The sequence below is a fragment of the Streptomyces sp. NPDC052236 genome, from assembly GCF_044548015.1.
Taxonomy (GTDB): domain Bacteria; phylum Actinomycetota; class Actinomycetes; order Streptomycetales; family Streptomycetaceae; genus Streptomyces.
On sequence record NZ_JBIUBL010000028.1, the window covers coordinates 32061 to 57179 of the forward strand.

Genomic DNA, 25119 nt, shown 5'->3' on the forward strand with positions numbered 1-25119 from the left:
CGCACTCTCCCCATCCGCACTCTCCCCATCCGCACTCTCCCCATCCGCACTCTCCCCATCCGCACTCTCCCCATCCGCACTCTCCCCATCCGCACTCTCCCCATCCGCACTTCTCACCATCGCGGTCGAGCTGGCCGCCGAACTCACCCGCGCCATGGAGCCCGACCCGCTGCTGCCGCCTCAGCTCCTGCCCCAGCCCTGGCCCGGCACCCAGGCCCGGGAGCTCATCGCCCTGTGCTGGGCGGCGCTGCACGAACGCGACCACGGCGAAGCCCGGCCGGCACTCTTCCGTCTCTACGCCGACATCACCCGAGAGGCAGCAGACCGGGCCACGCGCTGAGAACCGAGTCCTGATCCACGAGGACGGCGTAGACGGTCACGGCGTTTCTGTGGAGAGTCCAGAGGGCGGGAGGAGCTGTTTGATAAGTCATCGGACTGTGGCGTGGTCCGCGGCCTGGGAACCCGTGACGGTGACAGCCATCAGGGGAATTACCCGCCCAGGGATGGAGCCGGATGGGGTTGTCCCGATTCGTATGGCACCCATCGCTCGATAAAACGGCTCGGCGTTCGGGTCTGCGTGGATCGTGACACGGACGAACCCCAGCTTCCGCGCGGTGGCGATGATGTGTTCGAACAGACGCCGGCCGATGCCCTGCCCGATGGCATCCGGATCGACGAACATCATGCCCAAGATGCCTTCCGGCGGCTCTCCTTCCAGGGTGATGAAGCCCAGGATTCGCCCGTCCCGTTCCGCCACCGTGGCCCGTCGGCGTTCGACCTCCGCCTCACGAACGGTGAGTTCCTCCCGGCAGGCTGCAATGAACGCTTCGTCATAGCCCCAGTACGCCTTCGACCGGAGTGCCAGATCGCTCAGAAACGCGGCCTCCTTCATCTGCGCCGCCCTGATCAGCACGATTCCCCCTACCTCTCGCACGCCACATTGCTCGTCGATCCTCGCACGCCAAAGCGGGCCGTGGGGCAAGGGCCCAAGCCGGGCCAGGTCACCGGCCAGGGAGTGGGCGGCACCTGGTTCGCCACGCGCCCCGAGGAGGACCTGCCCGGCCTCGACGGCGTACGGGAGGCCATCACCGGCGGAGGTGCCGCGAACGGCGGCGGTACAGGTGGGAATAGTCGCGACCGGTCGCGCTGTCAGGCCGGCTCCCCGCTCCCACTCCCGCTCCCGCTCCCTTTCCCGTCCCCGGTCGGCAGCGCGGTGCCCCGGAGCTCGTGGTGCCACAGCAGGTCGCTCATCCGCTTGATCGCGGACGTCAGATGCCGCCGGTACGTGGAGAAGGGCAGCCCCAGACGCTCCGCCGCCGCCTCCTGGGTGGGCGCCCCCCTGAAGTACGTGGCGGTCAACGCACGATGGCGCTTCTCGCCGCTCCGTTCCCCGAGCATGCCCTCGGCCGCGGCGGCCAGCACCTCGGACAGGCCGCGCGCGCCGAGCCGGCGGCGCCGGGGCGCGGCGGGCTGGTGGCCTCAGGTGACGAGCCCAGCCTCAGCGCCTGTGGGGTGCGGGGTAAAGGCGAGGACGCCGGTGCCACGCACCGGCGTATCTGCCGTCAGCGTGAGTGGGCTGGTGCCCAGGGCGGCGGCGATCTTGGGGGCGAGGTCGAACGCGGCCGACTTCCACTCGTCTTCGGCCTCGTCATCTCGTGCGCTCTCGTCCCACGTTGGTGACAGGCCCAACTGCTCCCGTCGCGCTCTTTCCAGTGGCAGCGGTTCACCCAACGTGAAGAGGGTGTCCTCGGCCTCCCCCGTCGCGCCATAGCGCCGCAGCACGTTGCCCCGCTCGGCGATGAGCCAGGCCGAACCATCACCTTGCCAACCGTAGTAGTAGGCCTGCGCCCGGCCGTATCGCGTGCTCAGTTCGGTGCACAGGTGCAGCACCTCGTCGCCGCGCTCACCGTCGCACGGATCGCACCACGGGCCGATGACCAGCGTCCACCCGTCGACTTCGGGGCTTACGTACACCCGAGCGAGTCCATCGGGATTTCCATCTGCGTCACCGTGGCCGTCCTCCTCGATGAGCGTCTCGGCTTCCGCGAACGTCACGGGGGTGGGCCGCGTGAGCCCCAGCACCTTCATAACTCCCGCTTGATCACCGGTTGGTACCGCGATCCAGTAGAGCCAGCATGTCGCCAGAGGCCGTGGCTGATCATCCGTCGAGATGTGCACGGACACACGATGCCATGCCGCCCCGCACACCCGGATCCGAGGTTAAAACTCAAGCTCAAGGTGCGGAAGGACAGCATCGAGCCCACCCCCTTCGTGCGCGCCGCCTTCGTCAGCCGCTTCGCGGCGGTCGCGGTCCGCTCCCGGGGAGCGCGCGGCTCGATGCCGGTGCCCTTGACCGTCTTGGCGAACTCGGCGTCGAACCGCTCCTGCCGAGCGCGCGGCCGAGTTTCGCTGGTCCGCAAGCGAGGCGGTTTCATCTGCAGGCCCGAGGGCGACGTTCCTCCTCGGCATAGCTGCTCCTTGCAGTTGTCAGAATCGCGCTCGCGACAACATCGAAGAGGCGATCGGCGCGTGGCGCGAGCGAGGGTTGATCGCCGAGCCAAGCGAGCATGGCTACCAGCGCAAACAGATCGGCGCCATCGATGTCGCTCCGCGCCATGCCCGCGGCCTGGGCACGGGTGAGGAGCCGCGCACCGGCCGCGCGCAGGGTGACGCACGAAGCGTGGAGTGCGGATTCGGTGTCCTCGATGGCGGCTGCCATCAGCACGGTCACGCCCCGATACTCAGTTGTCCACGCGACGCAGTCGCGTAGCCACGAAACGAGAGCGTCTTCGGGCGAGCTCGACGTTTCGAGCTCGGCTGCCTGTGCCGCCAGCTCGTCGAAGCTCGTGCGGAGCAGGGCATCGAGCAGCGCCTCGCGTGTCGGGAAGTGACGCAGCAGCGTCGCGAGCCCGACGTCGGCCCTGCGCGCGATGTCGCGCAGTGACACGTCGACGCCTTGCTCGGTGATGGCGGTGCCCGCTACTGCGAGCAGGTGGTCGCGGTTCTTCCTGGCATCGGCCCGCATCTGCTCCCCTTGACTATCCGGATCAGTGGTCCATATATTCGGATCAGTGGTCCAGAAAAACGGACCATTGGTTCACTTAGTTTACCCCGCGAGAGACGTAGGACAGAAAGCTGTGCCAAAACAGACCATGAAAGCGATCCGGCTGCACGAGTTCGGCGGCCCTGAGGTGCTGCGTCATGAGGAGGTGCCGGTTCCCGAGCCGGGGCCGGGTGAGGTGCTCGTGCGCGTGCACGCGGTCGGCATCAACCCTCCTGACTGGTACGCGCGCGAGGGAATGCCCGACATACCCCCCGAGCTCAAGCCCTCGTTCCATCTCCCCCTGATTCCGGGGACCGACGTCTCAGGCGTCGTGGAAGCCGTCGCCGCCGACGTCAACGGCTTCGCGGTCGGAGACGAGGTGATCGGCCTTATGCGCTTCCCCACCGTTCTCCAGAGCAGCGCGTACGCCGAGTACGTCACCGCGCCGGCGTCCGACCTCGCCCGCAAGCTGGCCGGCATCGACCACGTGCACGCCGCCGCCCTGGCCATGTCGGGGTTGACGGCGTGGCAGTTCTTGATCGAGCTCGGGCACGATCACCCCTCGCCGTTCCAAGAGGCCCAGCACCGCCCGATGGCACTCGACAGCGAGAGCACGGTGCTCATCAACGGCGCTGCCGGTGGCGTGGGGCACCTCGCTCTCCAGCTGGCCAAGTGGAAGGGGGCCCGCGTCATCGCCGTAGCCTCCGGCGCCCACGAGACGTTCCTGCGCGAGCTCGGCGCCGACGAGTTCATCGACTACACCAAGGAGCGGCCCGAGGAGGTCGTCCGTGACGTCGATCTGGTCCTGGACACCGTCGGGGGTCCCGACAGCAGGCGCTTCCTGCGCACCCTCAAGCGCGGCGGGTCCCTCTACCCGGTGTACTTCGGCCAGTTCGATGACGAGGAGAACGCGGAGCTGGGTGTCACGGTCACGGCCGCCCAGGTCCGCTCGAGCGGCGCGCAGCTCGCCGAACTGGAGAGCTTGCTTGACGCGGGGAAGATTCGCGTCGCGATCGACAGCACGTTTTCGCTCGCGGATGCCCGGGCGGCGCACGAGCGCGCCGCCCGGGGGCACATCCAGGGCAAGATCGTGCTCACGGTCGCTTAGGAACGAGCCGTCTCACCGACGCGTCCGGCGGTCGTCCTCAGGGCACTGGTGGCCTTCGGGACGCCGACGCGGAGACCTTGGGGCGCGTGTGGCGATCAGGTGGTCGCGATGCTCGCTGTGGCGAACCGAGCGGACCCGTTCGGTCGGCTCGGTTCGCCACAGGAGATCGCCGAGACGATCCTTGAGGCGTTCGGCGTGGACGCCGTTCCTGGGCGGGGTGCGGGGTCGGTCGCGGCATTGCTCGCCCTGCATGGCGTAGCACTTCGGGCAGGTGCCCTGCCGCCGCGGATCGGGAGGGCGCCGGGGAAGACGGTGGACGGTCATCGGGGTGCCGTAGCTGCCGCGCGCCATCACGCTGCCGCGGACATCGCGTCGGCTGTGTCCGCTGTCGCAGGCTTGGGCACGCGCAGCTTCTTCAACAGAAGCTCGAGGGCGTCGTCGACGAGGCTCTGCGGCGGCTGGCCGGTCTGCTCGACGGCGGCGGTCAGCCACGCGTCGGTGGTGACCCGTCCATTTGCTCAACCCCGACTGGTCCCGGGCCCGGGCGGGCGTGAGGCGTCAGGCGGTGGAGTCCGCCGTGTCCCCGGCACGTCGGGGAGAGGTATGGGGCGACCGCAGGTGGTCGTGGAGGACCGCGAAGGCCGTGCACGTGAGGGGAAGGGTCAGGGCCGCGGTGACCAGGATGCCGACGATGACGGGGACGAGGATGCCGACGTAGTAGGCGGCGAAGAAGTTTCCCGTGGCCTGTTCGAGGAGGACTCGCACAAGGGGGCGCAGCGGCAGGGCGAGCTGCACCACCAGCCGGAGCACCCCAGCGGTGAGCGCGGCCAGCGGCAGCGCGAGGGCGAGGACGCGGGCCCCTCCGGCGCGCGTCCACGTCAGCGACCAGGAATGGCGCAGGGCCGCGCAGGGGCCGAGGCCGCCGGCCGCGGCGGCCGGGGCGAGGGCGAGCGCGAGGCGCAGCAGCACAGCGGCGAACGCGGCCGCCACCGGGGAGGCCTCGACGAGTGTGTGGGGCCACGATCCGGGTGCCAGGGGTTGCGGAGTGTCGAGATGGCTGCCGGTGAGGCTGTCCGCCACGGCAACGACGAGCAGCGGCAGGGGCCATACGACCAGGCCGCGCAGCGTGTACACGGCGAGCACCGGTCGCAGCTGGTCGCGGACCGCGGCCCGCGACCAGCCCCCCTCCGGGGGTGCTTGAGTCCCCGCTGTGACGGCCCGGGAGCACACACTCTGCAGGGCCGCGCTGCCGATGCCGAGGAGGAGCAGGAAGAGCGGGAGCGTGCAGAGGGCGACCAGTGCCAGGTCGGTGTGGTCGTGCAGATAGGGGTCCTCGACATGGCGGTACCAGATGCGTTCGTTCCGCATACGGGTGAAGACGGGCCAGGCGAGCGCGAATATCGTGGCCGTCATCAGCAGCCCGGTCAGTCCGGACAGGCCGACGACGCGTACCGTCGCACCCGCCAGAGTCCCCCGGTGCCGCCGCAGGACGGCGCACGCCGCGGCAGTGACGCCGCGTTGTGGGTTCACGCTCGTCGGAGGCGCCGTTCGGTCGTGCTGTGTGGTGCGCTTCATGGGACGAGCCTTCTGTACGTTCCGGGTCCGTTCCCGGTGGGGACGCGGGGCGGACCGGGCACGGTTCTCCGGACGTGCGGCATCACGGCACCACACCGCGCTCGACCTAGGGTTGTCAAGCGAACCTGCTGCTAGGAGCGCCACAGTCGAATCAGGCATGTAAGGCACGCTCCTCCCACAGGATGCCCCCCACTTCGATCGCGGGCCTGTGCCCGGGCGGCCGTCGTACGGGCGGCACGGCGGAGCTGAGTGATCTGGCGCGTGGTCACGCCGTCTCGGGGGTTGAGGAACATCGGAACGAAAACCGGCGCCAAGAATCTGCCGCTCCTGGTGGGCGGCTGACGGGGCGTCGGTCGCGGGACCGCTCTGAAGTTGTCCCGCACATAACGCCCTGTCTATGGCAAGGGGAAGCGGTGCCCGCCGTCGTCGAGTTCCCGGCCGGGAAGGCGTTGACCGTCCGGTCGGCGGCCGACGTCTTCCTCGGCTCGCTCGGCAACCCGAACACGGTCCGCAACTACGGGATCCGGGGGGGGCAAGACCGCCGAGCGGCTCGGCGAGAGCCGGCCACTGGCGTCCGTCGCGGACGATGAGATGGTCCCGGCCTGGGCGAAGCGGCTTACCCCGCCGGACTCCGGGACCCGGCCCGCTCGAAGATGGCGATCGACCGGCTGATCGCGAGGCGTGAGGTGCACCTGCGGGAGAAGACGCTGTCATCCCACGGCTCAAGGTGCGCCACAACCTGGCCAGGGGCGGCCCCGTGGAGACGACGAAAGACCCCGCCTCTACGATGGACCGATGGCGTCGATCAAGCAGTTCCAAATCACCTTCGACTGCGCAGAACCTGAGCGCGTCGCTCGTTTCTGGTGCGAGGTGTTGGGGGTACGTCGTACCGCCGCCACCGGAGGGGTTTGCTACTTGGGACGATTTCGATCGCGCACTGCCGCCTGAGCGTCAGGGTTCGGCGTTCGCATGCATTGATCCCTCAGGTGTGGGCCCGCGACTGTTCTTCCAGCGCGTTCCCGAAGGCAAGGTCGTCAAGAATCGGCTGCATCTTGACGTGCGGGTCGGCACCGGGCTCGTGGGTGAAGAGCGCCTGGCCGCACTTGAGGCCGAGTGCGCACGACTGGTCGCGCTCGGCGCGGTACGCGGGCAACTACTGCTTGCCGATGGAGTCAACGAGTCGTGCCTCGGGATGCAGGACATCGAGGGCAACGAGTTCTGTCTCGACTGAGGGGCCGCGAACGCGGCACCTTCGCGAGTCGACTGGTGCAGTTCGCCATCACGAGGGGCGCCGTACCGCGGCACGCCAACGGTCCTGATCCAGAACCACCCTTCGGTGTCCACGAGCAGGGACCGGTACGGGGTGGGCGCCGACCGCGTCAACGACATCAACGACGACCAGCTGAGGGTGATCCGGACACTCTGGGCACCCTGCTGCTGATCCGCCGGCTCAGCTGTAGAGGGTTCGACGCCAGCCGGCTCGGCCATCTCAGCGCCCGCAGGCCGGCACGTACGGATCCGTCGAACTCCTCTCGTGTCAGGATGGCGACTTCGCTGCGTGCCGTGGCCTCCTTTCTCGCGACGTCACTGCCTTGTGACTCGCCGGTCAGCATCATGTCCGTCTTCACCGTCAGCCAGGAGGTCGGAGGCAGCGTGCGCCAGTCGCGTGCGAAGAGGCGGTAGGCATGGCCGTCGATGGTCACCGCTTCTTCGACCGGTTCCATGTCGCAGTGGATCAGGTGCTTGTTCCAGAAGCCGTCGTCCCGCATCACGATGAAGGACCAGGCGAGCTGCCCGTCCCGGATGATCTCGCCCAGCATCCGCCACAGGATCAGATCCATCACGGGCGAGGGCCGCTGATAGTTCTTCGGGTGCACATGGAACCGGGCCAGGGCGAGGTGCTCCCCGGGTCGCAGCGGGTGGTTCGCATGCGCGTGTGCCCAAGCGGCGGCCGCCACCGGATCCACGTCCTGGCCATGGGGTTCCGACATGCGCAGCCAGGCGGAACAGGCGGCGTCGCCGCCGTCGTGGTACGACCGCTGGACCCGGAAGGCACCCGGTTGGCGCTCCAGCCAGAAGCGGGCGACAGCGGCCGACTGGACTCCTTCGCTCCCGCGGACCATCCGTAGTACGTCTTCTTCGTCGGCCGGCGTGTACGGCAGGTCCGCCACGCGTCCGAGCGGGTTCCAGTGGTGGGTCTCGGACATGAACCGTTCCTAGACACTGAGCGGGGGTGAGTCCTGGTGCCAGGACTGCTGCTCGGTGGCGCTGCCCCGAACGGTGTTGGGCAGGCTGGTCTCCCGCTTTCGCTCCACGGCCGGCGGGGCGCATCTGGTGCGCGGTCCGGGCGGGTGGGGGCGGGTTTCCTCACGCCTTCGGGCTTCCGGTCGGGCCTGGACGGTCCGATGCCCACCACGATCGCTCCGGTCGGGGTGGGGCGGTGTCGTCCGTCGCCGGATCGGGTGTCCGAGGGCGCGTCGCCCGACCGCGATGCTCGCCGCATCGTGCCGGGACATCTCACGTCGTGGGGTGGTCAGCGGTTTCTGCCAGTGCTGGGCACCCCAGTTGCTGGTGTAGGCGGGGTCGACCGCGACGATGGCGATGTCCTGCTCGGCGGCCATCGAGACCAGCCGGGCCCTGAGCTTGCCGGTGGGGAAGCGGGAGAGCAGGCGGCGGAAGCGTTTGTTGCGGCCGTGCTTCTCCCGGCTGGTGCCGTCGGTGAAGTCCAGGTCCTCGATGGCGATCGCCGCGGCCCCGCAACGTTGGGTGTGGTGCAGCAGCCTGCTCAGGGCGTGGCGGATCTGCGCGTCGCGGTGCTGCGTGCTGCCGGTCAGGTCGTAGAAGAAGCGCTGCGGCTCTCCGACCGGGTTGCCGTGCACGTCCAGGCGCCACGCGGCGAGGTGGTCGTCGTTCATGTCCACCCCCACCACACCCTGGGCCAGGGCCGCATCCAGCGGGAGGACGGGGGCGGTCGCGCGCTGCCAGGACGCGGTCACATACCAGCGCTCCCGCTGCACGTCGTGGTGGATGCGGTAGGCCACCGCCCGGTTGGCGGTGATCCGGTCGGCCCACTCCGCACCTCGGTGCCGGAAGCGCACGGTCGCCTCCAGGACGTACCGGCCGTGCGGGGCATTGGCCAGATGGGCCAGCGCAGCCGGAAGCTTGATCGAAACCTGTCCGGTATCGGTGACGCGGATGGTCTCGTTGCCGAACCGTTTGCCGGACTCCCCATCGGCCGCCAGGAACATCCGTTCCGCCTGCCAGCGTGCCCGCCACTCCTGCTCACTCAGCCCGGCCGCCTGAAGGTGGTGGCGGGCGTGGGCCAGGCGTTTGCCGCCGCGCAGCACCCGCACCCGGCCCGTGGTCCAGTCCGCCTCCACCACCGCCAACCGGTCCTTCAAAGCGTGCAGGCGACGGGACTTGGCATGCCACTCCGCCCGGCTGCCGTACCCGCGCACGAGCCCTTCGCGCTTGTTGGCCCTGGCCCCCAGCGGCCGGGCCAGCCTGGCCTCGATCGACGCGATCTGCCCCCGCAGTCGGCCCAGATGGGCCGCCTGGCCGCGCCTCGCCAGCGCCCACTGACCATGAGTGGCCTTGGTGATGCTGCCCGCCCAGCGCGCCGAGGACGTGCCCGTCAGCTCCCGCTTGCGCACCGCCCACCCGGTGGCGTCGTGCGCCAGGCCCTGCCGGGAGCGTTCCGCGAGATCACCCGCAGCCAGCGAGCCGAGGAACACGCCGACCTCGGCCAGCACCGCCGCATCCACCTGCGACACCCGCAGCCGGTCCCGGATGGCCACCCCGGCGGGACCGGGCACCAGGAACGACACCGCCAACTCGCGCAACTCACCCACCCCTTCACCTCCCACCCAGGCCCAAGAACCCCGTCACGTCACTCAACGAGCACCACCCGCAAAGGTCACCCATTCGACCCGAGAACCCGCGTTCCCCTCCCGTGACGGGGCCCGGAGCACGCCGCACACAGAAGAAGACCGGCTCGAACGGCCAGACCCAAACCCAAGCACTCACTCACGCTCACCAGAAGTCACCACCGCTCATTACTTCGGCAGCAGTCCACAACCCCTCCGTGCGATACAGGTATTGCAGGGCGCCCACGGCCTGCAGAACACGGGAGGGAGGAGCCTGCCGTACACCTTCCAGAAGGTGTTGGTGCATTTTCTTGTGGAGCGCGCCGAAGCCTTCGGGGTCGCGCCAGCGCAGGTCGGCCTCCAGCGCCTCACGCACCACGTCATGGGGGAAGAGCCCGGCGGCGGTGGACTCGATGAAGGGTTGCGCGCGCAGCCAGTCGAAGAGCTCACCGGCACGCTCGCCGCCCACCACGCTCCGCAGCAGGGCTTCGCTGGTGATGTAGGCGCGCCCGCACACCTGGAGAGCCGTTCGGTGCGCCGAGGTCGGCGGATCACCGACGAGCTGGCTCAGCAGGGTGCTGATCACGTCCTGGCTCGGTGACCAGTCGGCCTGTTCATGGGGGTGCTTGCCGTTGTCCTGGACGGCCACCGCGGCTGCCAGCGACAGAGCCAGCGGATTGCCGCCGGTGAATTCCAGCATCGCCCTGTGCATCGGCTCCGGCACCCGGCGCCGGCGGAGAAAGACGACGGCTTCGTCGGACGTCAGAGCTTCCAGAGCCGCTACGTGGAGCAGGCCGCTCCGTGATCCGCGACCCAGTGCGGGTCCGGGGCGTTGCGGCCGGCGATGACGACTACGGTGCCGTACGGGAGCTGCTGCAGGAAATGCTCCCGCAGCCACTCCTCCAGGCCCTGGCTGTATTCGAAGGTGTCGACCAGGAGAACCGCCGGCGGCCCCTGGGCAAGGTTCCCGGCAGCTTCCGCGAAGCCTTCGGGGGTGGGGGACACGGTCCGGCCGTCCACGAGGACGACGCGCCTTCCCGCTTTGCTCGCTTCGAGAGCGAACATGCGCAGCAAGGAAGATTTGCCGATGCCGCCAGGACCGTGCAGGAAGAGAACCGTCGGCGCACCCGGGTACTGTGCCAGTGCGGCCCGCAGGAGTTCCCGCTCGACCGCTCTCCCCACGAAGGCACGTTCCCGTGCCGCGCTCACCCGGTCACCGATCCGGCCACCCTGTTCTGGGCCCATCGATCTTCCTCCCGTGCTGGTCCGGCGCACCGGGCGCCACCGCGCTACGAGTGGCGGCGAGCCTGGGTGGTTCACCCTAACTTCTCCTCGGTGCAGGAGTGTTGCTGTGTCTCGGAATGGTGACAACGATGTCGTGAGTCGAAGACTTCACGGCCTTTGACCTCTCGCCCGGCGCATGGTGATCACAGCACAGACCGCCGGTAGGTCCCGGCACGAAAAACTCCCGGCTCGTCCTTTGAAGGGGAACACCGTCATGGCTTCTGCCCGCCGTACCAAGTCCTTCCTGCTCGCCGCCGCCTTTGTTGCGGGGACCGCGCTGCTGACGGCGTGCCAGAACGACACCGCGGACAGCGGGTCCGTGTCCACGGGCAACACCGGCGCCGCGGGTGCGGCCGTGGCGGCGGACTCGAAGACGGGGGGCGGCAAGACGGCGGGCGCCAAGGGCGGCAAGGGCGTGAGCGGGACCTTCGCGGGCGGCCTGGTGGAGTACCTGGCGCCCGGTAAGTACATCGTCAGCGTGTCCGGCAAGGATCAGCAGTTCTTTGTCGCCGAGGACACCAAGGTGTACGGGGGCGGCGTGATATGCGGTAAGTACAGCCCGACCCCTGACGCCGTGTGCACGACCGACCAGCTGGAGAAGTCCCTCAAGGACGGGTCGATCGCCGCGGACGTGGTGATGAAGGACGGCGTCGCCACCAAGGTCACCGAGCGTCCGGCGCCGGACGAGGGCCCGGCCGTCGACGACAGCGAGGACGGCTCCGCCTCCGGCGACAGGGAGACCGCCATCGAGGGCATCAACAAGGGCAAGGGTGTGTCCGGCACCTGGTTCGGGACGGTGTCCTACCTGGCGCCGGGCAAGTTCACGGTGTCCGACATGAAGGGTGTCGAGCAGCAGTTCTTCGTTGCCGAGGACACCAAGATCTGGGGCACCGGCGACATCTGCGGTGATGAGGACGGACAGGCTGCGACCCAGTGCACCGAAGGCGAGCTGGAGTCGGCCACGAAGGGCGCGGGCGTCTCCGCCGAGGTGAAGATCAGCAACGGCATCGCCACCAGCATCACCGACGATCACTGATCCTTCGGACCATGCGGCGTCGGAGGTGTCGACACGCCGGTGCTGACCCGTCGGCGCAAAGAGGCGTCAGATCCTCCAGGAGCGCAGTTGATCGGCGGCGGCGTAGACGCTCAGGCGGGTGTCGCGGATTTTACGGACGAGGTCGGGCAGGGCTCCGTAGGGCGGGTCGATGCCCTCGCCGGACTGGTCCATGTACTGGGCGGCGACGAAAGCGGCGTAGAGGCTGTTGCGGTGCGGCAGCGGTTCAAGGCGCACGATGGTGTGCAGGAGCGCGGCTGCGCGCCATGCGGCGTCCGGGTCGGACGCCTCCAGGGTCGGCATCCGGGTCTTGTGGCGTGCGACGGCTGCCACCAGGGCGGAGTAGTCGGAAATCGTCACGTCCTCGTGGCCGAGGGCGAACTCCTGGACGTCCAGCAACCAGGAGACATCGATGTGCAGAACGCTCGCGCTCATCAGGCGGCCGCGGCCCCGTCCTGGTGGCGGGCCGGCGGAATCTCCTCGGGGAACGCTTCGTCGAATTCGGTGCGCAGTCTGTCCGCCCAGGCGGCGCTGCCGGTGATGAACCGCTTGCGGTGCATTTCGCGGACGCCGAGGTCGTGAAGGTACTGCTTGAGGCTCTTGCCCTCGGCGGCGGCGGCCGCGCGCACACCCTCGAGTTCCTCGTCGGTGAAGGGCACGTTCAGTGATGGCATGACCTCATGGTACCTAGTTGGTACCTCCACGCGCCAGGTTCAGCATCCGGCCGCGGACCAAGGGTCCGGACGGCGCGCTGCGCCGCTGTTCGTTCCGGAGAGCCAGAACACCGCGAGGGACGAATGCGTACCGCCGCCGTTGGATCAGGGTCCACGGCGGCGGTGCTCGGGTTCAGGTTCGGGTTCGGGCAGGAGGTGGCCTGGATTCAGATATCGAGGAAGCGGACGTCCTTGGCATTGCGCTGGATGAACGAGCGCCGGGCCTCGACGTCCTCGCCCATCAGCACCGAGAAGAGGTCGTCGGCCTGGGCGGCGTCGTCAAGGCTGATCCGGCCGAGGACCCGGTGGTCGACGTCCATGGTGGTGACGCGCAGCTCCTCGGCGTTCATCTCGCCGAGCCCCTTGAACCGCTGGATGGTGTCGTCGCGCTGGCGCTTGCCGGTCTGCCGGCCGCGTTCGACCAGGGCGTCGCGTTCGCGGTCGGAATAGGCGTATTCGACGTCGTCGCGGCCCCACTTGATCTTGTACAGCGGGGGGCGGGAGAGGTAGACGTGTCCGGCCTCGATCAGGGGTCGCATGAAGCGGAAGAGGAAGGTCAGCAGCAGGGTGCTGATGTGCTGGCCGTCGACGTCGGCGTCCGCCATCAGAATGATCTTGTGATAGCGGAGCTTGCCGAGGTCGAAGTCCTCGTGGACTCCGGTGCCGAAGGCCGAGATCAGCGCTTGGACCTCGGTGTTCTGGAGGATCTTGTCGATCCGGGCCTTCTCGACGTTCAGGATCTTGCCGCGGATCGGCAGGATCGCCTGGTACATCGGGTTACGGCCGGACTTCGCCGAGCCGCCGGCCGAGTCACCCTCGACGATGAAGATCTCGCACTTCGCCGGGTCCTTGGACTGGCAGTCCGACAGCTTGCCGGGCAGGGCCGCGCTTTCCAGCAGTCCTTTGCGGCGCGTGAGGTCGCGGGCTTTGCGGGAGGCCACGCGGGCAGTGGCCGCGGCGGTGGCCTTGCGGATGATGTCCGCGGCCTCCGTGGGGTTGCGGTCGAACCAGTCGGACAGGTGCTCGTACGTCACGCGCTGGACGAAGGTCTTCGCCCCGGTGTTGCCGAGTTTGGTCTTGGTCTGGCCCTCGAACTGGGGCTCGCCCAGCTTGACCGAGATGATCGCGGTCAGGCCCTCGCGGACATCGTCGCCGGTGAGGTTGTTGTCCTTGTCGCGGAGCAGCTTCTTGTCGCGGGCGTATTTGTTGACCAGGGCGGTCAGGGCGGTGCGGAACCCTTCCTCGTGCATGCCGCCTCCGTGGGTGCGGATGGCGTTGGCGAAGGAGTAGACACCTTCGTTGTAGCCGGTGTTCCACTGCATCGCGATCTCGGCGGACAGCGTCCGCCCTGGGTCGGAGGCGTCGAAGGAGATGACGGTGGGGTGGACGGTCTCGCCTTTGCGGGAGTTGAGGTACGCGACGAAGTCGGCGATGCCTCCCTCGTAGTGGTAGGTCACCGTCCGGGCCTGCCGGTCGGTGTCACCGTCGGCTGATTCGGCGCCGGTGGTGGCCCTGGCCGAGGCGCGTTCGTCGGTCAGGGAGATCGTCAGGCCCTTGTTGAGGAAGGCGACTTCCTGGAAGTGGCGGGAGAGGGTCTCGAAGGAGTAGTCGGTGGTCTCCAGGATGTTGTCGTCGGCCCAGAAGGTGATGGTGGTGCCTGTGGCGGTGGTGGCTTCGTGCCGGGCGAGCGGAGCGGTGGGTATGCCGGCCTTGAAGTCCTGGCTCCACCGGTGGCCGTCCCTGCGCACCTCGGCGGACACCTTCGTGGACAGGGCGTTGACGACGGAGAGGCCGACGCCGTGCAGGCCGCCGGAGACGGCGTAGCCGCCGCCGCCGAACTTGCCGCCCGCGTGCAGCACGGTGAGAACGACCTCCAGGGCGGGCTTGCCCTCGGAGGGGACGATGTCGATGGGGATGCCACGGCCGTTGTCGACAACCTGGATGCCGCCGTCGGCGAGGATCGTGACGTCGATGGTGTCGGCCACACCGGCCAGGGCCTCGTCGACGGAGTTGTCGACCACCTCGTGCACCAGGTGGTGCAGGCCGCGCTCGCCGGTCGTCGCGATGTACATGCCCGGCCGTTTGCGGACCGCGTCGAGCCCGTCGAGGACGGTGATGGCATTGCCGTCGTAGGACGGCTCCGGCGCCGGGCCACTGCCGGCGAGCGGAGTAGGAACGGCAGCGGGGACGGGCTCGGTCGGGTTGCCGGGATCGGTCACGAAGGACTCGTGCGGGATCTGGGGCCGGACCGACAGTTCGGCTGCCGAGCCGGCCGATGCCGTCACCTACTGGGCATGTCGACGATGTGCCCGCAACCCTCGACCGGTTGCTGTCCATGGGTGCGAAGGAGCAAGCCCGCCCCGGGACTTCGGCACTACCTGGAGGTTCTTGGCTCGCCTGGAGAAGTGTGACCTGCGCTTCTCCTGGGGCAGGGCACCTGCGGCACGGGCTGCCGCACGCGGGTTTGCGGGGCGATCGCCGCCTTGCGTAACGGGACTCCCTTTCCGTTAGTGCCCGATCTCTGTTACGTTGAAGCGCGCACTAACGGAACCGTAAACCCGTTAGTAAGCGATCGCATGACCCCGTCACGGGGAACCGCACGAGGAAGGACGTCAACCATGGAATACAGAAGGCTGGGAGCATCAGGGCTCATGGTCCCCGCGCTGAGCTTCGGCGCCGGAACATTCGGCGGCCGCGGAGAGCTCTTCGGCGCCTGGGGCGACACCGACGCCCAGGAGGCGCGCCGCTTGGTGGACATCTGCCTGGAGGCCGGGGTGACGATGTTCGACACCGCTGACGTTTACTCGGGCGGAGCCTCGGAGGAGGTGCTCGGCGCCGCGATCAAGGGGCGCCGCGACCAGGTGATCCTCTCCACCAAAGCCGGCCTGCCCACGGGCGACGGACCCGGCGACGCCGGGACATCCCGCCCGCGCCTGATCAAGGCCGTCGAGGACGCACTGCGCCGCCTCGGCACGGACTACATCGACCTCTTTCAGCTGCACGCCTTCGACGCGGGAACGCCGGTCGAGGAGGTGCTGTCCACGCTCGACGACCTCGTACGGGCCGGCAAGCTCCGCTACACCGGGGTCTCCAACTTCTCCGGCTGGCACCTGATGAAGTCGCTCGCCGTCGCGGACAGGTACGGCTACCAGCGTTACGCGGGACATCAGGTCTATTACTCCCTCGTGGGCCGCGACTACGAGTGGGAGCTGATGCCGCTCGCACGGGACCAGGGCGTCGGCGCCATCGTCTGGAGCCCGCTCGGCTGGGGACGGCTCACCGGCAAGGTCCGCCGCGGCCAACCGCTCCCGGCCCGGAGCCGGTTGCACCGCACCGCTGACTACGGCCCGCCCGTGCAGGAAGACCTCCTCTTCCGCGTGGTCGACACGCTCGACGAGATCGCGAAGGAGACCGGTAAGTCCATCCCCCAGATCGCCCTCAACTGGCTGCTGGGGCGCCCCACCATCTCCTCCGTCCTCATCGGCGCACGCAACGAGGACCAGCTCCGACAGAATCTCGGCGCCGTCGGCTGGAGCCTGACAGCAGATCAGGCAGCGAGACTCGACACCGCGAGCGCCAGAACGGCTCCCTACCCCTATTTCCCGTACGAGCGACAGGAAGGCTTCGCGCGTCTCAACCCACCCCTTGCAGGATGAAGGAGGGGCAGCGCCGTTCTGCTTCCGCAGTCCCGTGGCGCCGCCCGCAGGTCCTTACGACGGTGCGGGGCGGGTGTTGTCCGGTCATCGACCGGACCGTTGACGCAGCATGAGGATGCTTCCCTCCCCGTTGGCTGAGATGAGGAGGGAGCCGGCCGGGCCTGTGGCGAGTCCAGCGAACTGGCGTGGCCGGGCGAACGGCGTCGGTGTCGGTCGGGCTCGGCCCGGGTGACCCCGGGGGGGCAGGCCGACGCCGAGGTGATGGGCTTCGACCCGGGAGCGCCCGGTCGTGAGGTTGATCGACCTCAGCTGCTTGTGCTCGGTATGCCGGTGGGATCAAATCGGCTGGATTTCATGGTTGTTCCTTCGGGGCGCTGCCGGGGACAGGGAATCCGTGCGGTGCATCCGACGAGGATGTCGCTCATGTCGCTCGCTGTCGCTGTCGCTGTCGCTGTCGCTGTCGGTGTCGGTGCGCCGCCGTAGGACTTGCTCCGCGTGTATTTCACCGTTGAACTGCTCCAGCTCGGCTTCGAAGTCTTCGCAGAGCTCACGGTGATCTCCTCGCGGACGCTCGCGCATGCGGACGCCGCGATTCCGGAACGTCTCGCACCTGTACCGGACCCGCCACCGCAAGGTAGAACGGAATCTCCCGGATTCATCCGGTAGAGCACTTCAACTGGGTCACGGCAGCACGGGGGTCCGTTGGTGGTTGGCGCGCCGGGCCCATTGTGTCGGTGTGACGATTACTCTCGTACACTCGGCGAGTGCCTCAACTTCGTCTCGCCATGAACCAGATCGACTCGACCGTCGGCGACCTCGCCGGGAACGCCGAGTCGATCGTGCGCTGGACCCGGCATGCGGCCGGGCAGGAAGCCCACTTGGTGGCGTTCCCCGAGATGGCGCTGACCGGCTTTCCCCTGGAGGACCTCGCACTCCGTTCCTCCTTTGTGGATGCCGGCGGCGCCGCGCTGGACGCACTCGCGGGGCGGCTGGCCGACGAGGGCTGCGGGGAGTTGCCGGTGGTCGTCGGCTACGTCGGCCGTAGCGAGGCGCCGCCCCGCCACGGTCAGCCCGCCGGCGCGCCGCAGAACGCCGCCGCTGTGCTGCACCGGGGCGAGGTCGTGCTGCGGCTCGCGAAGCACCGTCTGCAGAATTACGGCGTCTTCGACGAGGTCCGGTACTTCGTGCCGGGCGACACGCTCCCCGTGGTGCGGGTGCACGGCGTCGATGTCGCGCTCGCGATCTGTGAGGACCTGTGGCAGGACGGCGGCAGGGCCCCGGCCGCCCGGGCCGCCGGGGCCGGGCTGCTGCTCTCCATCAACGGTTCCCCGTACGAGCTCAACAAGCACGACGACCGCCTGGACGTGGTCCGCAAGCGCGCCCAGGAGGCTGGTTGCACGCTGGCCTACCTGACCATGACGGGTGGGCAGGACGAGCTGGTCTTCGACGGCGACTCCATCGTGGTGTCGGCGCGGGGCGAGGTCATCGCCCGGGCGCGGCAGTTCGAGGAGGGCTGCATGCTGGTCGACCTCGAACTCCCGGCCGCCGCCGAGGAGCCGCCCGTCGGCGACGACGGGCTGGTGGTCGACCACCGCACGATCTCGGCCGAGCCGCTGCCCCCGTACGAGGTCCAGCTCCCCGGCGGGTGCGCGGCACGCCTCGGTCACGACGAGGAGATGTACACGGCGCTGGTCGTGGGCCTGCGCGCGTACGTCGCCAAGAACGGCTTCCGCAGCGTGCTGATCGGGCTCTCCGGCGGCATCGACTCCGCCCTGGTCGCCGCCATCGCCTGCGACGCCGTCGGCGCTGCGAACGTTCACGGGGTGGCCATGCCGTCCCCGTACTCCTCGGAGCACTCGGTCGCCGACGCGGCGGAACTGGCCCGGCTGACCGGGCTGAACTTCCGGACCATACCGATCGCGCCGATGTTCAACGCCTACATGGGGGCGCTGGGGCTGACCGGGCTCGCCGAGGAGAACCTGCAGTCGCGGCTGCGCGGGACGCTGCTCATGGCCCTGTCCAACCAGGAGGGGCACATCGTGCTCGCGCCCGGCAACAAGAGCGAGCTGGCGGTGGGCTACTCCACCCTCTACGGCGACTCGGTAGGCGCCTACGCGCCCATCAAGGACGTCTACAAGACGTCGGTCTTCGCCCTGGCCCGCTGGCGCAACCGGGCCGCACTGGGACGCGGCCACACCCCGCCCATCCCGGAGAACTCCATCAGCAAGCCGCCCAGCGCCGAACTGCGGCCGGGGCAGGTCGACACCGACTCCCTGCCCGACTACACCGTGCTGGACCAGATCCTGTCCCTCTGCATCGACCGCGACCAGGGGCGCGACGCGATCGTGGCGGCGGGCCACGACGCGGAACTGGTGACGCGGGTGCTGCGGATGGTCGACACGGCGGAGTACAAGCGGCGGCAGTACCCGCCGGGCACGAAGATCTCACCGAAGGTCTTCGGCAAGGACCGCCGCCTCCCGATCACCAACCGCTGGCGCCAGTCCGCCTGACGCAGGGCTGACCGGGTGGGAGGCTCGGCCCTGGTGACCGCCGGTGACCGCCGTTCGCGAGGGGCTCGGAAAGGCGCTGACGGCGCGGGATCCGTCCGGTGCGACGGCGACCGAGGTCACATCCTGATGGACCAGGACCAGGACCAGGACCAGGACCGGGCCGCCCGACGGCTGGCCGGAGCCGTCCAGTGCTGTCGAACGGCTCGCCGCCGGTCCCACCGCCCCGGGCCGGTCGGCCCGGTAGCGGGCCCCGCTCAAGGTCCACTAACCGCACCGGCGGTGGGACCCGGCCGACGAAGCCCGGCAGCGCCCGCCGCCTCAGCTCACCCGGCGCCGGATGCGCCAGAGGCCGAACGCCGTCAGGAGTCCGCTGCCCGCGAGATAGAGCGCCGTCTCCATCCACTGGAACGCCCAGTAGCGGTGACCGGGCTGGTACGACACGTCGACGTGCAGGTCCAGCTTGCCGAGGCACACCGCCGTATCGCCGAACGTGCCGTCGGCGCCTGTGCTGGGCGGGTTGTTGAGGCACTCGTTGAACGCGGCCTCGCCGAGTGACCGGCCGTCGGCGGTGCGCAGCGAGCTCGTATCGCTGATCCAGGCATCCGGGGCACCGGGAACGCTCACACCGCCCACGACAGCCGCGCCGGTGATGCTGCCCAGACTCCGGGCCTCGTTGAAGGCCCGGGCGCTCATCGGCAGGGACACCTTCTCCGGGGGCATGAGATGGGGCCGTACCAGATTGGGCACCACGAACTGGAGGGCGATGAAGGCCACCAGCGTCAGGGCCATCGCGGGCAGCGTCCGGCGTACGAGGAGACCGATGACGGTGCCGAGTGCGACAGCGAGGGCGGCATGGCCGAGGGGCGCGATGTGGCGTGCGCCGAACACCACGGCGCTGAACCGGTCCTGGGCCACCTCGTCGAACGGGCCCGCCGCCCACGTCAGCAGGGCGGTCGCCGTTCCTGTGACGGCCATGGCGGCCGGCCCGACGACCAGCAGCCTGGTCAGCAGCCAGCGGCCGCGGGTGACGCTCTGGTTCCAGACCAGCCGGTGGATGCCCGCTTCGAGTTCCCGGGCGATGAGCGGCGCGCCCCAGAACGTACCGATGACGGCGGGGATCAGCGCCAGCCCGCCGGCGAGGAACAGCAACGTGTTCTTGTAGGCGCCACGGAACTGGACCGCGGCCCGGGCGCATTCACCCTCGCTCGGGCACCGGGACCGGTACGCGTTGTGGGCCGTGCGGATATCCCCGCCGAGATACACCAGATAGGCGGTGATCAAGGCCAGCGCCACCGCGGCGACGAGCGCCTGGATACGGAACTGCCGCCAGCTCAGCCACATCATCGCGCGACCTCTCGCGCCGGGGGCACAGCAATCGCCCGGGTCATATAGGCCAGTGCGAGCTCTTCGAGCGTCACGAGCTCGACCGGATACGCCGGCGGCGGCGCCCCCGCCCGACTGCGTACGATCGCGCTGCCGTCCTCGACCCGGATGATCTCCACCCCGGCGTCCACCCCGGCGCCCATCCCGGCGTCCGCCCCTGCGGGCAGCCGACCGCGCGGCACGAGAAGCCGGTGATGGGCGGCCAGCAGGTCCCGGACATCGCCGGCGACCTGCACCCGGGAGTCGCACAGCACGACGAGGTAGTCGCAGACCTGCTCGATATCGCCGAGCAGATGTGACGACAGGACCGCACTGGCACCGAGTTCGGCGACGAACTCGACCAGGTTCTCCAGAAACCGTTCCTGAAGGCTGAGCAGGAGTGAGCCCGATCAGTCGCACGCCCCGAACGGTCTTGGGCGCACTGGTCCCCGGCGTACGCAACCCCGGGGCGGCGACACACATCCTGTGCGTGGTCATCCCGGGAGGCCAGTTCCCTGCGCGACCTGGCCAGGTGGGTACGGCCAGAGGCGACGGGGAGGCCCCGAACCATCCTCTGGTGGAGCGGGGGCCCCGCACACTGGCACCGCCCACCGCGACGGCGGCGATCCAGGCCAGGGTGGCCAACGCCGCGACCGCACTGGACCCGGAGAGCCAGGCGCCCACGACCACCGCGAGGCCGGCGGCGGCGATACCCGCGGACTGCCCGGGCGGCAGGGCCCGCAGCGCGGAGCCGATGAGCACGGACAGGGCCAGCGCCGTGACCGGCGCCGGCTCCTGCGGCAGATCGGCGGCCGCGGACACGGCGACGGCTGCGGCAGCGACGGCCAGTCCCGCGATCGCGGTACCCGCCCGCTGCCGCTCGCGGAGCAGCGCCAGGGAGCACACGACCACACCGACGGCGGCGTCGCACACCCAGTAGGCGCCACCCCAGCTGTCGCCGATCATGTACGCCGTGAAGACGGTCCCCAGCGCGAATACGATCCCGAGCCCGACGTTGGCCGCCGCTGCGCCCGGGCGTCCGCCCGTCGGCCGGCTCGCGGTATCCCTGTACGTATCCATACTGCCGAGACTAGGAATCCGGGGCGCGCGGCGGACCAGCCGAAAGTACGGTCGGGGCCCCTGTGGGTCGTGCTTTGGGCTGATCGCGGTAGCGGGCCGGCGGTACTGCCGGGAGTGTGTCCCGTCTCATCGGCCGACTTCGCGGCCTACGCCGCGCGGCGCGGCTTGCCGGAGGATTTCGTCGCCTTGCTGAACATGCTCTTCGGCTGGATCAGTGAGGGCCGCCGCCGACGGCGTTCAGCGGGCTCTTGGTCGCGAACCCCGCGACTTCACCGACTACGTCAGAACCACCGCCGCGACCGGGGTGTGGCACGGCTGATCAGGGCTCGGTCAGGACCATACGGGGTGCTCAGCTGCGATCGGCGGCCGTCATGAGGTGTAGTCCGCGTTGACGCGGATGTAGCCCTCGGACAGGTCGCAGCCGTAGACGGTGGCCGTGGCGTCACCGAGGCCGAGGGAGATGGTGATGTCGACCTCGTCCTGCCGCATGATGCTGACGAGTTGGTCGAGGGTGTCCGGTTCGGGCTCTTCGGGATATACCTCGATCGCGCCGAACCGCACGGTTACCTTGTCCGGCTCGATGTCCGTGTCGTCGGTGTTCTTGCCGATGGCCATCACGACCCTGCCCCAGTTCGGGTCGGCGCCGTGCACCGCGGTTTTGACCAGCGGCGAGTTCACCACGCTCTTTGCGACGCGTTTGGCCTGCCCGTAATCCCTGGCCTGGCCGACCGTGACACGCAGAAGCTTTGTCGCGCCTTCCCCGTCACCAGCCAGCTGTGTGGTCAGGTCCAGACACAGGTCGGCGAGTGCGAGGGAGAACTCCGCGAAGTCGACCGGGCCGACCGCGCCATTGGCGATCACAGCCACGGTGTCGGAGGTGGAAGTGTCGGTGTCCACGCTCAGACAGTTGAAGGTCTTCTCCACAGCGCCGCGAAGCGCGATGTCCAGGTCGGCCGGGGAAAGGGCCGCGTCGGTGAACAGGTAGGCAAGCATGGTGGCCATGTCGGGTTCCAGCATGCCGACCCCCTTGGCAATGCCGACGATGCGGGCCTGACCAACGGTCCGTACGGCCGTTTTCGGCCGCGTATCGGTGGTCATCATCGCGCGAGCCACGTCCAGCGGTCCCGCCTCGAACGCCGCCAGACCGCGCTGCGCGGTCTCGTCGAAGTGTGTACGGATGGTGTCCATCGGCAGCGGGCGTCCGATGACTCCGGTGGAGCCGATGAGCACTTCGTCTTCGGGGATGTCCAGAATCCCGGCAACCCGGCGGACGACCTCGGCGGCGTTCTCCTCGCCCTGCCGCCCGGTGGCAACGTTGGCGTTCTGAGCCAACGTACTGAGGGCCCGGACACGTTGTCCGGCGGCGTGCGCGCGGCTGAGCACCACAGCCGGCCCCGCGAAGCGGCTCTGAGTGAACATCGCGGCGCTGACGGACGGCCTGTCCGACGCCACGATCGAGATGTCGTCTCCCCGATCGCGCAGCCCTCCATGGCCGGTGTAAGCCCGGAAGCCGTCCGGCCACACCAACGGCACGCACCCTTCATCGGCTGCATGATTATGTGTCATGAGGCATATATTTGCATGCCGATCGCAGTCGCGTCCAGCGTCCAGTGCCCTTGCGCTCGTAACGGCGGTGCAGGCGGCGGCATCCGGCCGACCAGGGCACCGTCCGCTCGACGGTCTCCAGTGGTGCGCCCGGCTGTCGTGCCCTTCCCCCTTTCAGCGCCCACATGCTCACCGGTCGGACCGGACGGGCCGAACACCGGCGGCAACTGCCACCACGTGCAACCCGAAGTGGCCACGCGGAGGGACCTTCGGGCGGCAGTGCGCCGGCCGGCGACTTGAAGGAGAAGCCCTTTGGCTGACGCTCCCCAACCCGCGGTTCAGATGAATCGGGGGAGCCACTTCGCTTTGTAGTCGGGGTGCCACGCGTATTCGGCGGCCAGTTGGCGTACTGCGAAGCCGAGTCCGACGGCACGGCCGGAGGTGTAGTCGTCGTTCGGGCGGTCGGTGTCGCGGTCGGCCACTTCGGTGTACTCGCCGAGCAGAACGCGGCTGGTTTCGATGCGGGCCAGCGTACGAGCCGGGTCCTGGAGCGCGATGTGCCGGTCGTAGCCGGCGCCTCTGACCGTGAACGCGATACCGGAGGTCCTGTCGTGGACCTCTCCGGGCACTTCGGGCGGGCATCTCCAGCTCGCGCCGCCGGCATCCCGCGCGACGTGCTCCTCCTCGGTGAGCCGTGCCTCGATGAAGGTCACCATGTCTGTGTTGCCGGCCATGTGACGGTGCTTCCTCTCGTGACGTGCTGTGCGGTGACTGCCGGATCATTGTGGGGGACCTTGGCCCCGGTGATCCAGTTGCCTCCAGACACGTCGACGGCGTCCTTGCCTTCTCGCCCGGGTTCGCCGACCACGCCTCATCGACGAGGGCTGGGATGCCGACCCGGTGGACCTGGCACCGTCACCCCGTCCTGACCACCACGAAGCTGATCACGCCAGTACACCGGCGTCGTTCGCTGCCTTTCAGGTGTTCCCAGGGACGGCGACGCGAAGGTCCAGGAGCTGTTGGGTATGCACCGGCACGTGGTCCTCGGCGAGGCCATCGACGAGGCCTGCAAGCGGAATCGGCTGGTCCAGCAGGAGCGCGCCGTTGGACAGGAGGAGCGACGGCACCAGAACCGAAGTGGCTTCCTCGCTGAGCTGATCGGCGATGTCACAGAGGACGTTTGCCTGGCGACGGGCGTGATCAATCAATTCCGCCCTGCCCGAGTGCTCGGCGATGATCCGGTCAAGGTTCCAGGCGTCGAGGGAGATCCGGTTGTCGAAGGTGGGGCGCGAGCCCGAGACGACGCCAAGAGCGACCGCCGCGATCGCGGCGTCGACGCTGAGGAGATGAGCCAGTATCTGATCGGCGTTCCATCCTCCGTCGGCGCCTTCGCCGAGGTCGGGGATGGCCGCCGCATCGAGCAGCTTGTCGTAGGCGCTGCGAAGTGCTGTCGTGTCCATAACGTGCTTCCTTTTCAGTCTGGTCGTGTCGAGCCCGAATCTCGCTCCGCCGCCTCGGCGACACGCTTGATGTGCGCCAGCCGCCGGTCCCAGTCGGCGGCCAGTCCGGCCATCCACCGTGCCGTCGCGTTCAGCGCCGCGGGCCGCACCGCGTACCGCACCTCGCGTCCGACCCGGCTGCCGGAAACCAGCCCGGCGGCGTCCAGGACGGCGAGGTGCTTGACGACCGCCTGCCGCGAGACGGGAAGCCGCGCGGCGAGCGTCGTCGCGGTGGCCTCGCCCTGCGCGGCGAGCAGATCGAGCAGTTGGCGCCGGGTCGGGTCGGCCAGCGCGACCAGGACGCTGTCGACCCCACCCCGGCTTTCGTCTGTCACGCGGAGGGCTGTTCGGCGCGCGTCTTGAGCGCGTCGAGCTCCAGGGGCCAGCCTTCGCTGTGGTCCTTCAGGTTCTGACTGCGCAGGTCCTCGGACCCGGCCAGCGCCGCGAACCCGCTCTCGACGACGCGCAGCCGCGTCTGGTCGCCTTCCTGCGTCAGCGTGAACTCCACGAGGGTGCTGTTGTCCTCGCGCAGCTCTTCTCCGGGGAACGCGCTGGTCCAGCGGTACGCCAGATACGTCGGCGGCTCGACCTTCTCCACACGCACCGGGAAGTCGCCGTGCTCGGCGTTCTTCGCCACCATCGACTCACCTTCTTTGGCCGTCGTGCCGGGCAGGCTCGCCTTGTCGGCCACCCAGAACCCGGGCTGGGCCACCAGTGACCAGACCCGCTCCAGGGGTGCCGCGATCAGGGTTTCGCGTTCGATCCGGTCCTCGTTCATAAGGGGCTCCTTCAGTGGCGTTGGATGCAACCCCAGAGTTGCACAT

The 25119-nt window shown here is 69.1% G+C and carries 25 protein-coding genes and 2 pseudogenes; 8 read left to right on the forward strand and 19 right to left on the reverse strand.

Features of this window, described 5'->3' with window-relative positions; all coding sequences use genetic code 11:
• Positions 1–340 (forward strand): PaaX family transcriptional regulator C-terminal domain-containing protein (locus ACIHCQ_RS34790; RefSeq protein WP_399671739.1); only part of this gene is annotated, 340 nt, incomplete at its 5' end.
• Between the two features lie 87 nt (positions 341–427).
• Here ACIHCQ_RS34790 and ACIHCQ_RS34795 read toward each other — a convergent pair.
• From ACIHCQ_RS34795 to ACIHCQ_RS34810, 4 genes are all read right to left on the reverse strand, one after another.
• Positions 428–913 carry a GNAT family N-acetyltransferase gene (locus tag ACIHCQ_RS34795; protein ID WP_399671742.1) on the reverse strand — a complete coding sequence of 162 codons (486 nt, stop codon included), beginning with the start codon at positions 911–913 and terminating at the stop codon, positions 428–430.
• A 236-nt stretch (positions 914–1149) separates the two neighbouring features.
• On the reverse strand, positions 1150–1422 hold the full coding sequence (locus ACIHCQ_RS34800; protein ID WP_399671745.1) for a hypothetical protein: 273 nt from the start codon (positions 1420–1422) through the stop codon (positions 1150–1152).
• A gap of 57 nt (positions 1423–1479) precedes the next feature.
• Positions 1480–2178: a hypothetical protein gene (locus ACIHCQ_RS34805; RefSeq protein ID WP_399671748.1), complete on the reverse strand. Its 699-nt coding sequence runs from the start codon at positions 2176–2178 to the stop codon at positions 1480–1482.
• A gap of 253 nt (positions 2179–2431) precedes the next feature.
• Entirely contained in the window at positions 2432–3025 is a 594-nt protein-coding gene (locus tag ACIHCQ_RS34810) for a TetR/AcrR family transcriptional regulator (protein WP_399671750.1), read from the reverse strand.
• 127 nt (positions 3026–3152) lie between these two features.
• Here ACIHCQ_RS34810 and ACIHCQ_RS34815 point away from each other — a divergent pair, with 127 nt between their 5' ends.
• Positions 3153–4151 carry an NADP-dependent oxidoreductase gene (locus ACIHCQ_RS34815; RefSeq protein ID WP_399671996.1) on the forward strand — a complete coding sequence of 333 codons (999 nt, stop codon included), beginning with the start codon at positions 3153–3155 and terminating at the stop codon, positions 4149–4151.
• Positions 4152–4709: 558 nt separating this feature from the next.
• Here the strand turns inward: ACIHCQ_RS34815 and ACIHCQ_RS34820 are convergent.
• Positions 4710–5726, reverse strand: coding sequence for a hypothetical protein (locus ACIHCQ_RS34820; protein ID WP_399671753.1), 1017 nt, complete (start codon positions 5724–5726; stop codon positions 4710–4712).
• A gap of 413 nt (positions 5727–6139) precedes the next feature.
• On the opposite strand from ACIHCQ_RS34820, the pseudogene ACIHCQ_RS34825 reads away from it, so the two are divergent.
• Together ACIHCQ_RS34825 and ACIHCQ_RS34830 are read left to right on the forward strand one after the other, a co-directional pair.
• Positions 6140–6436 (forward strand): annotated as a pseudogene (locus ACIHCQ_RS34825) (site-specific integrase); the annotation flags it as partial.
• An 85-nt stretch (positions 6437–6521) separates the two neighbouring features.
• A pseudogene (locus ACIHCQ_RS34830) lies at positions 6522–6957 on the forward strand (VOC family protein).
• A gap of 157 nt (positions 6958–7114) precedes the next feature.
• Here the strand turns inward: ACIHCQ_RS34830 and ACIHCQ_RS34835 are convergent.
• The 4 genes from ACIHCQ_RS34835 to ACIHCQ_RS34850 form a co-directional block, all read right to left on the reverse strand.
• Positions 7115–7933, reverse strand: coding sequence for a hypothetical protein (locus ACIHCQ_RS34835; RefSeq protein ID WP_399671755.1), 819 nt, complete (start codon positions 7931–7933; stop codon positions 7115–7117).
• Positions 7934–7942: 9 nt separating this feature from the next.
• On the reverse strand, positions 7943–9577 hold the full coding sequence (locus tag ACIHCQ_RS34840) for an IS200/IS605 family accessory protein TnpB-related protein (protein WP_399671758.1): 1635 nt from the start codon (positions 9575–9577) through the stop codon (positions 7943–7945).
• Between the two features lie 181 nt (positions 9578–9758).
• Complete coding sequence (locus tag ACIHCQ_RS34845) at positions 9759–10292, reverse strand: hypothetical protein (protein WP_399671761.1); 534 nt, start codon at positions 10290–10292, stop codon at positions 9759–9761.
• An 80-nt stretch (positions 10293–10372) separates the two neighbouring features.
• Positions 10373–10837 carry an AAA family ATPase gene (locus ACIHCQ_RS34850; protein WP_399671764.1) on the reverse strand — a complete coding sequence of 155 codons (465 nt, stop codon included), beginning with the start codon at positions 10835–10837 and terminating at the stop codon, positions 10373–10375.
• A gap of 253 nt (positions 10838–11090) precedes the next feature.
• Here ACIHCQ_RS34850 and ACIHCQ_RS34855 point away from each other — a divergent pair, with 253 nt between their 5' ends.
• Entirely contained in the window at positions 11091–11912 is an 822-nt protein-coding gene (locus ACIHCQ_RS34855; RefSeq protein WP_399671767.1) for a hypothetical protein, read from the forward strand.
• Positions 11913–11978: 66 nt separating this feature from the next.
• Here the strand turns inward: ACIHCQ_RS34855 and ACIHCQ_RS34860 are convergent, their stop codons facing one another.
• The 3 genes from ACIHCQ_RS34860 to gyrB all read right to left on the reverse strand — a co-directional run bounded on the left by ACIHCQ_RS34860 (position 11979) and on the right by gyrB (position 14862).
• Positions 11979–12365 carry a toxin Doc gene (locus ACIHCQ_RS34860; protein ID WP_399671770.1) on the reverse strand — a complete coding sequence of 129 codons (387 nt, stop codon included), beginning with the start codon at positions 12363–12365 and terminating at the stop codon, positions 11979–11981.
• Entirely contained in the window at positions 12365–12604 is a 240-nt protein-coding gene (locus tag ACIHCQ_RS34865; protein ID WP_399671773.1) for a hypothetical protein, read from the reverse strand. Before ACIHCQ_RS34865 ends, ACIHCQ_RS34860 begins: the two co-directional genes overlap by 1 nt.
• A gap of 206 nt (positions 12605–12810) precedes the next feature.
• Positions 12811–14862 (reverse strand): DNA topoisomerase (ATP-hydrolyzing) subunit B, encoded by a 2052-nt coding sequence (gyrB, locus tag ACIHCQ_RS34870; RefSeq protein ID WP_399671998.1) that lies wholly within the window; start codon positions 14860–14862, stop codon positions 12811–12813.
• A 399-nt stretch (positions 14863–15261) separates the two neighbouring features.
• On the opposite strand from gyrB, the gene ACIHCQ_RS34875 reads away from it, so the two are divergent.
• Together ACIHCQ_RS34875 and ACIHCQ_RS34880 are read left to right on the forward strand one after the other, a co-directional pair.
• Positions 15262–16299, forward strand: a complete 1038-nt coding sequence (locus tag ACIHCQ_RS34875; protein ID WP_399671776.1) for an aldo/keto reductase — start codon at positions 15262–15264, stop codon at positions 16297–16299.
• 764 nt (positions 16300–17063) lie between these two features.
• A complete protein-coding gene (locus ACIHCQ_RS34880; protein ID WP_399671778.1) occupies positions 17064–18809 on the forward strand; it encodes an NAD+ synthase in 1746 nt (581 codons plus the stop codon).
• A gap of 318 nt (positions 18810–19127) precedes the next feature.
• On the opposite strand, the gene ACIHCQ_RS34885 is transcribed toward ACIHCQ_RS34880, so the two are convergent.
• Positions 19128–20153: an ABC transporter permease subunit gene (locus ACIHCQ_RS34885; protein ID WP_399671781.1), complete on the reverse strand. Its 1026-nt coding sequence runs from the start codon at positions 20151–20153 to the stop codon at positions 19128–19130.
• The gene (locus tag ACIHCQ_RS34890; RefSeq protein ID WP_399671784.1) at positions 20150–20446 is read right to left on the reverse strand and encodes a hypothetical protein; all 297 of its coding nucleotides are present in this window, start codon (positions 20444–20446) and stop codon (positions 20150–20152) included. The genes ACIHCQ_RS34885 and ACIHCQ_RS34890 overlap by 4 nt, the downstream gene beginning before the upstream one ends.
• Before the next feature lie 302 nt (positions 20447–20748).
• On the opposite strand from ACIHCQ_RS34890, the gene ACIHCQ_RS34895 reads away from it, so the two are divergent.
• Entirely contained in the window at positions 20749–21111 is a 363-nt protein-coding gene (locus tag ACIHCQ_RS34895) for a hypothetical protein (protein WP_399671787.1), read from the forward strand.
• A gap of 509 nt (positions 21112–21620) precedes the next feature.
• On the opposite strand, the gene argJ is transcribed toward ACIHCQ_RS34895, so the two are convergent.
• From argJ to ACIHCQ_RS34920, 5 genes are all read right to left on the reverse strand, one after another.
• Complete coding sequence (gene argJ / locus ACIHCQ_RS34900) at positions 21621–22817, reverse strand: bifunctional glutamate N-acetyltransferase/amino-acid acetyltransferase ArgJ (RefSeq protein ID WP_399671790.1); 1197 nt, start codon at positions 22815–22817, stop codon at positions 21621–21623.
• A gap of 317 nt (positions 22818–23134) precedes the next feature.
• Positions 23135–23530 (reverse strand): DUF6221 family protein, encoded by a 396-nt coding sequence (locus ACIHCQ_RS34905; RefSeq protein WP_399671793.1) that lies wholly within the window; start codon positions 23528–23530, stop codon positions 23135–23137.
• A 243-nt stretch (positions 23531–23773) separates the two neighbouring features.
• Complete coding sequence (locus tag ACIHCQ_RS34910) at positions 23774–24256, reverse strand: hypothetical protein (protein WP_399671796.1); 483 nt, start codon at positions 24254–24256, stop codon at positions 23774–23776.
• A 14-nt stretch (positions 24257–24270) separates the two neighbouring features.
• Positions 24271–24630 (reverse strand): ArsR/SmtB family transcription factor, encoded by a 360-nt coding sequence (locus ACIHCQ_RS34915; RefSeq protein WP_399671799.1) that lies wholly within the window; start codon positions 24628–24630, stop codon positions 24271–24273.
• Entirely contained in the window at positions 24627–25073 is a 447-nt protein-coding gene (locus tag ACIHCQ_RS34920) for an SRPBCC domain-containing protein (protein WP_399671802.1), read from the reverse strand. The genes ACIHCQ_RS34915 and ACIHCQ_RS34920 overlap by 4 nt, the downstream gene beginning before the upstream one ends.
• Positions 25074–25119: the final 46 nt, after the last annotated feature.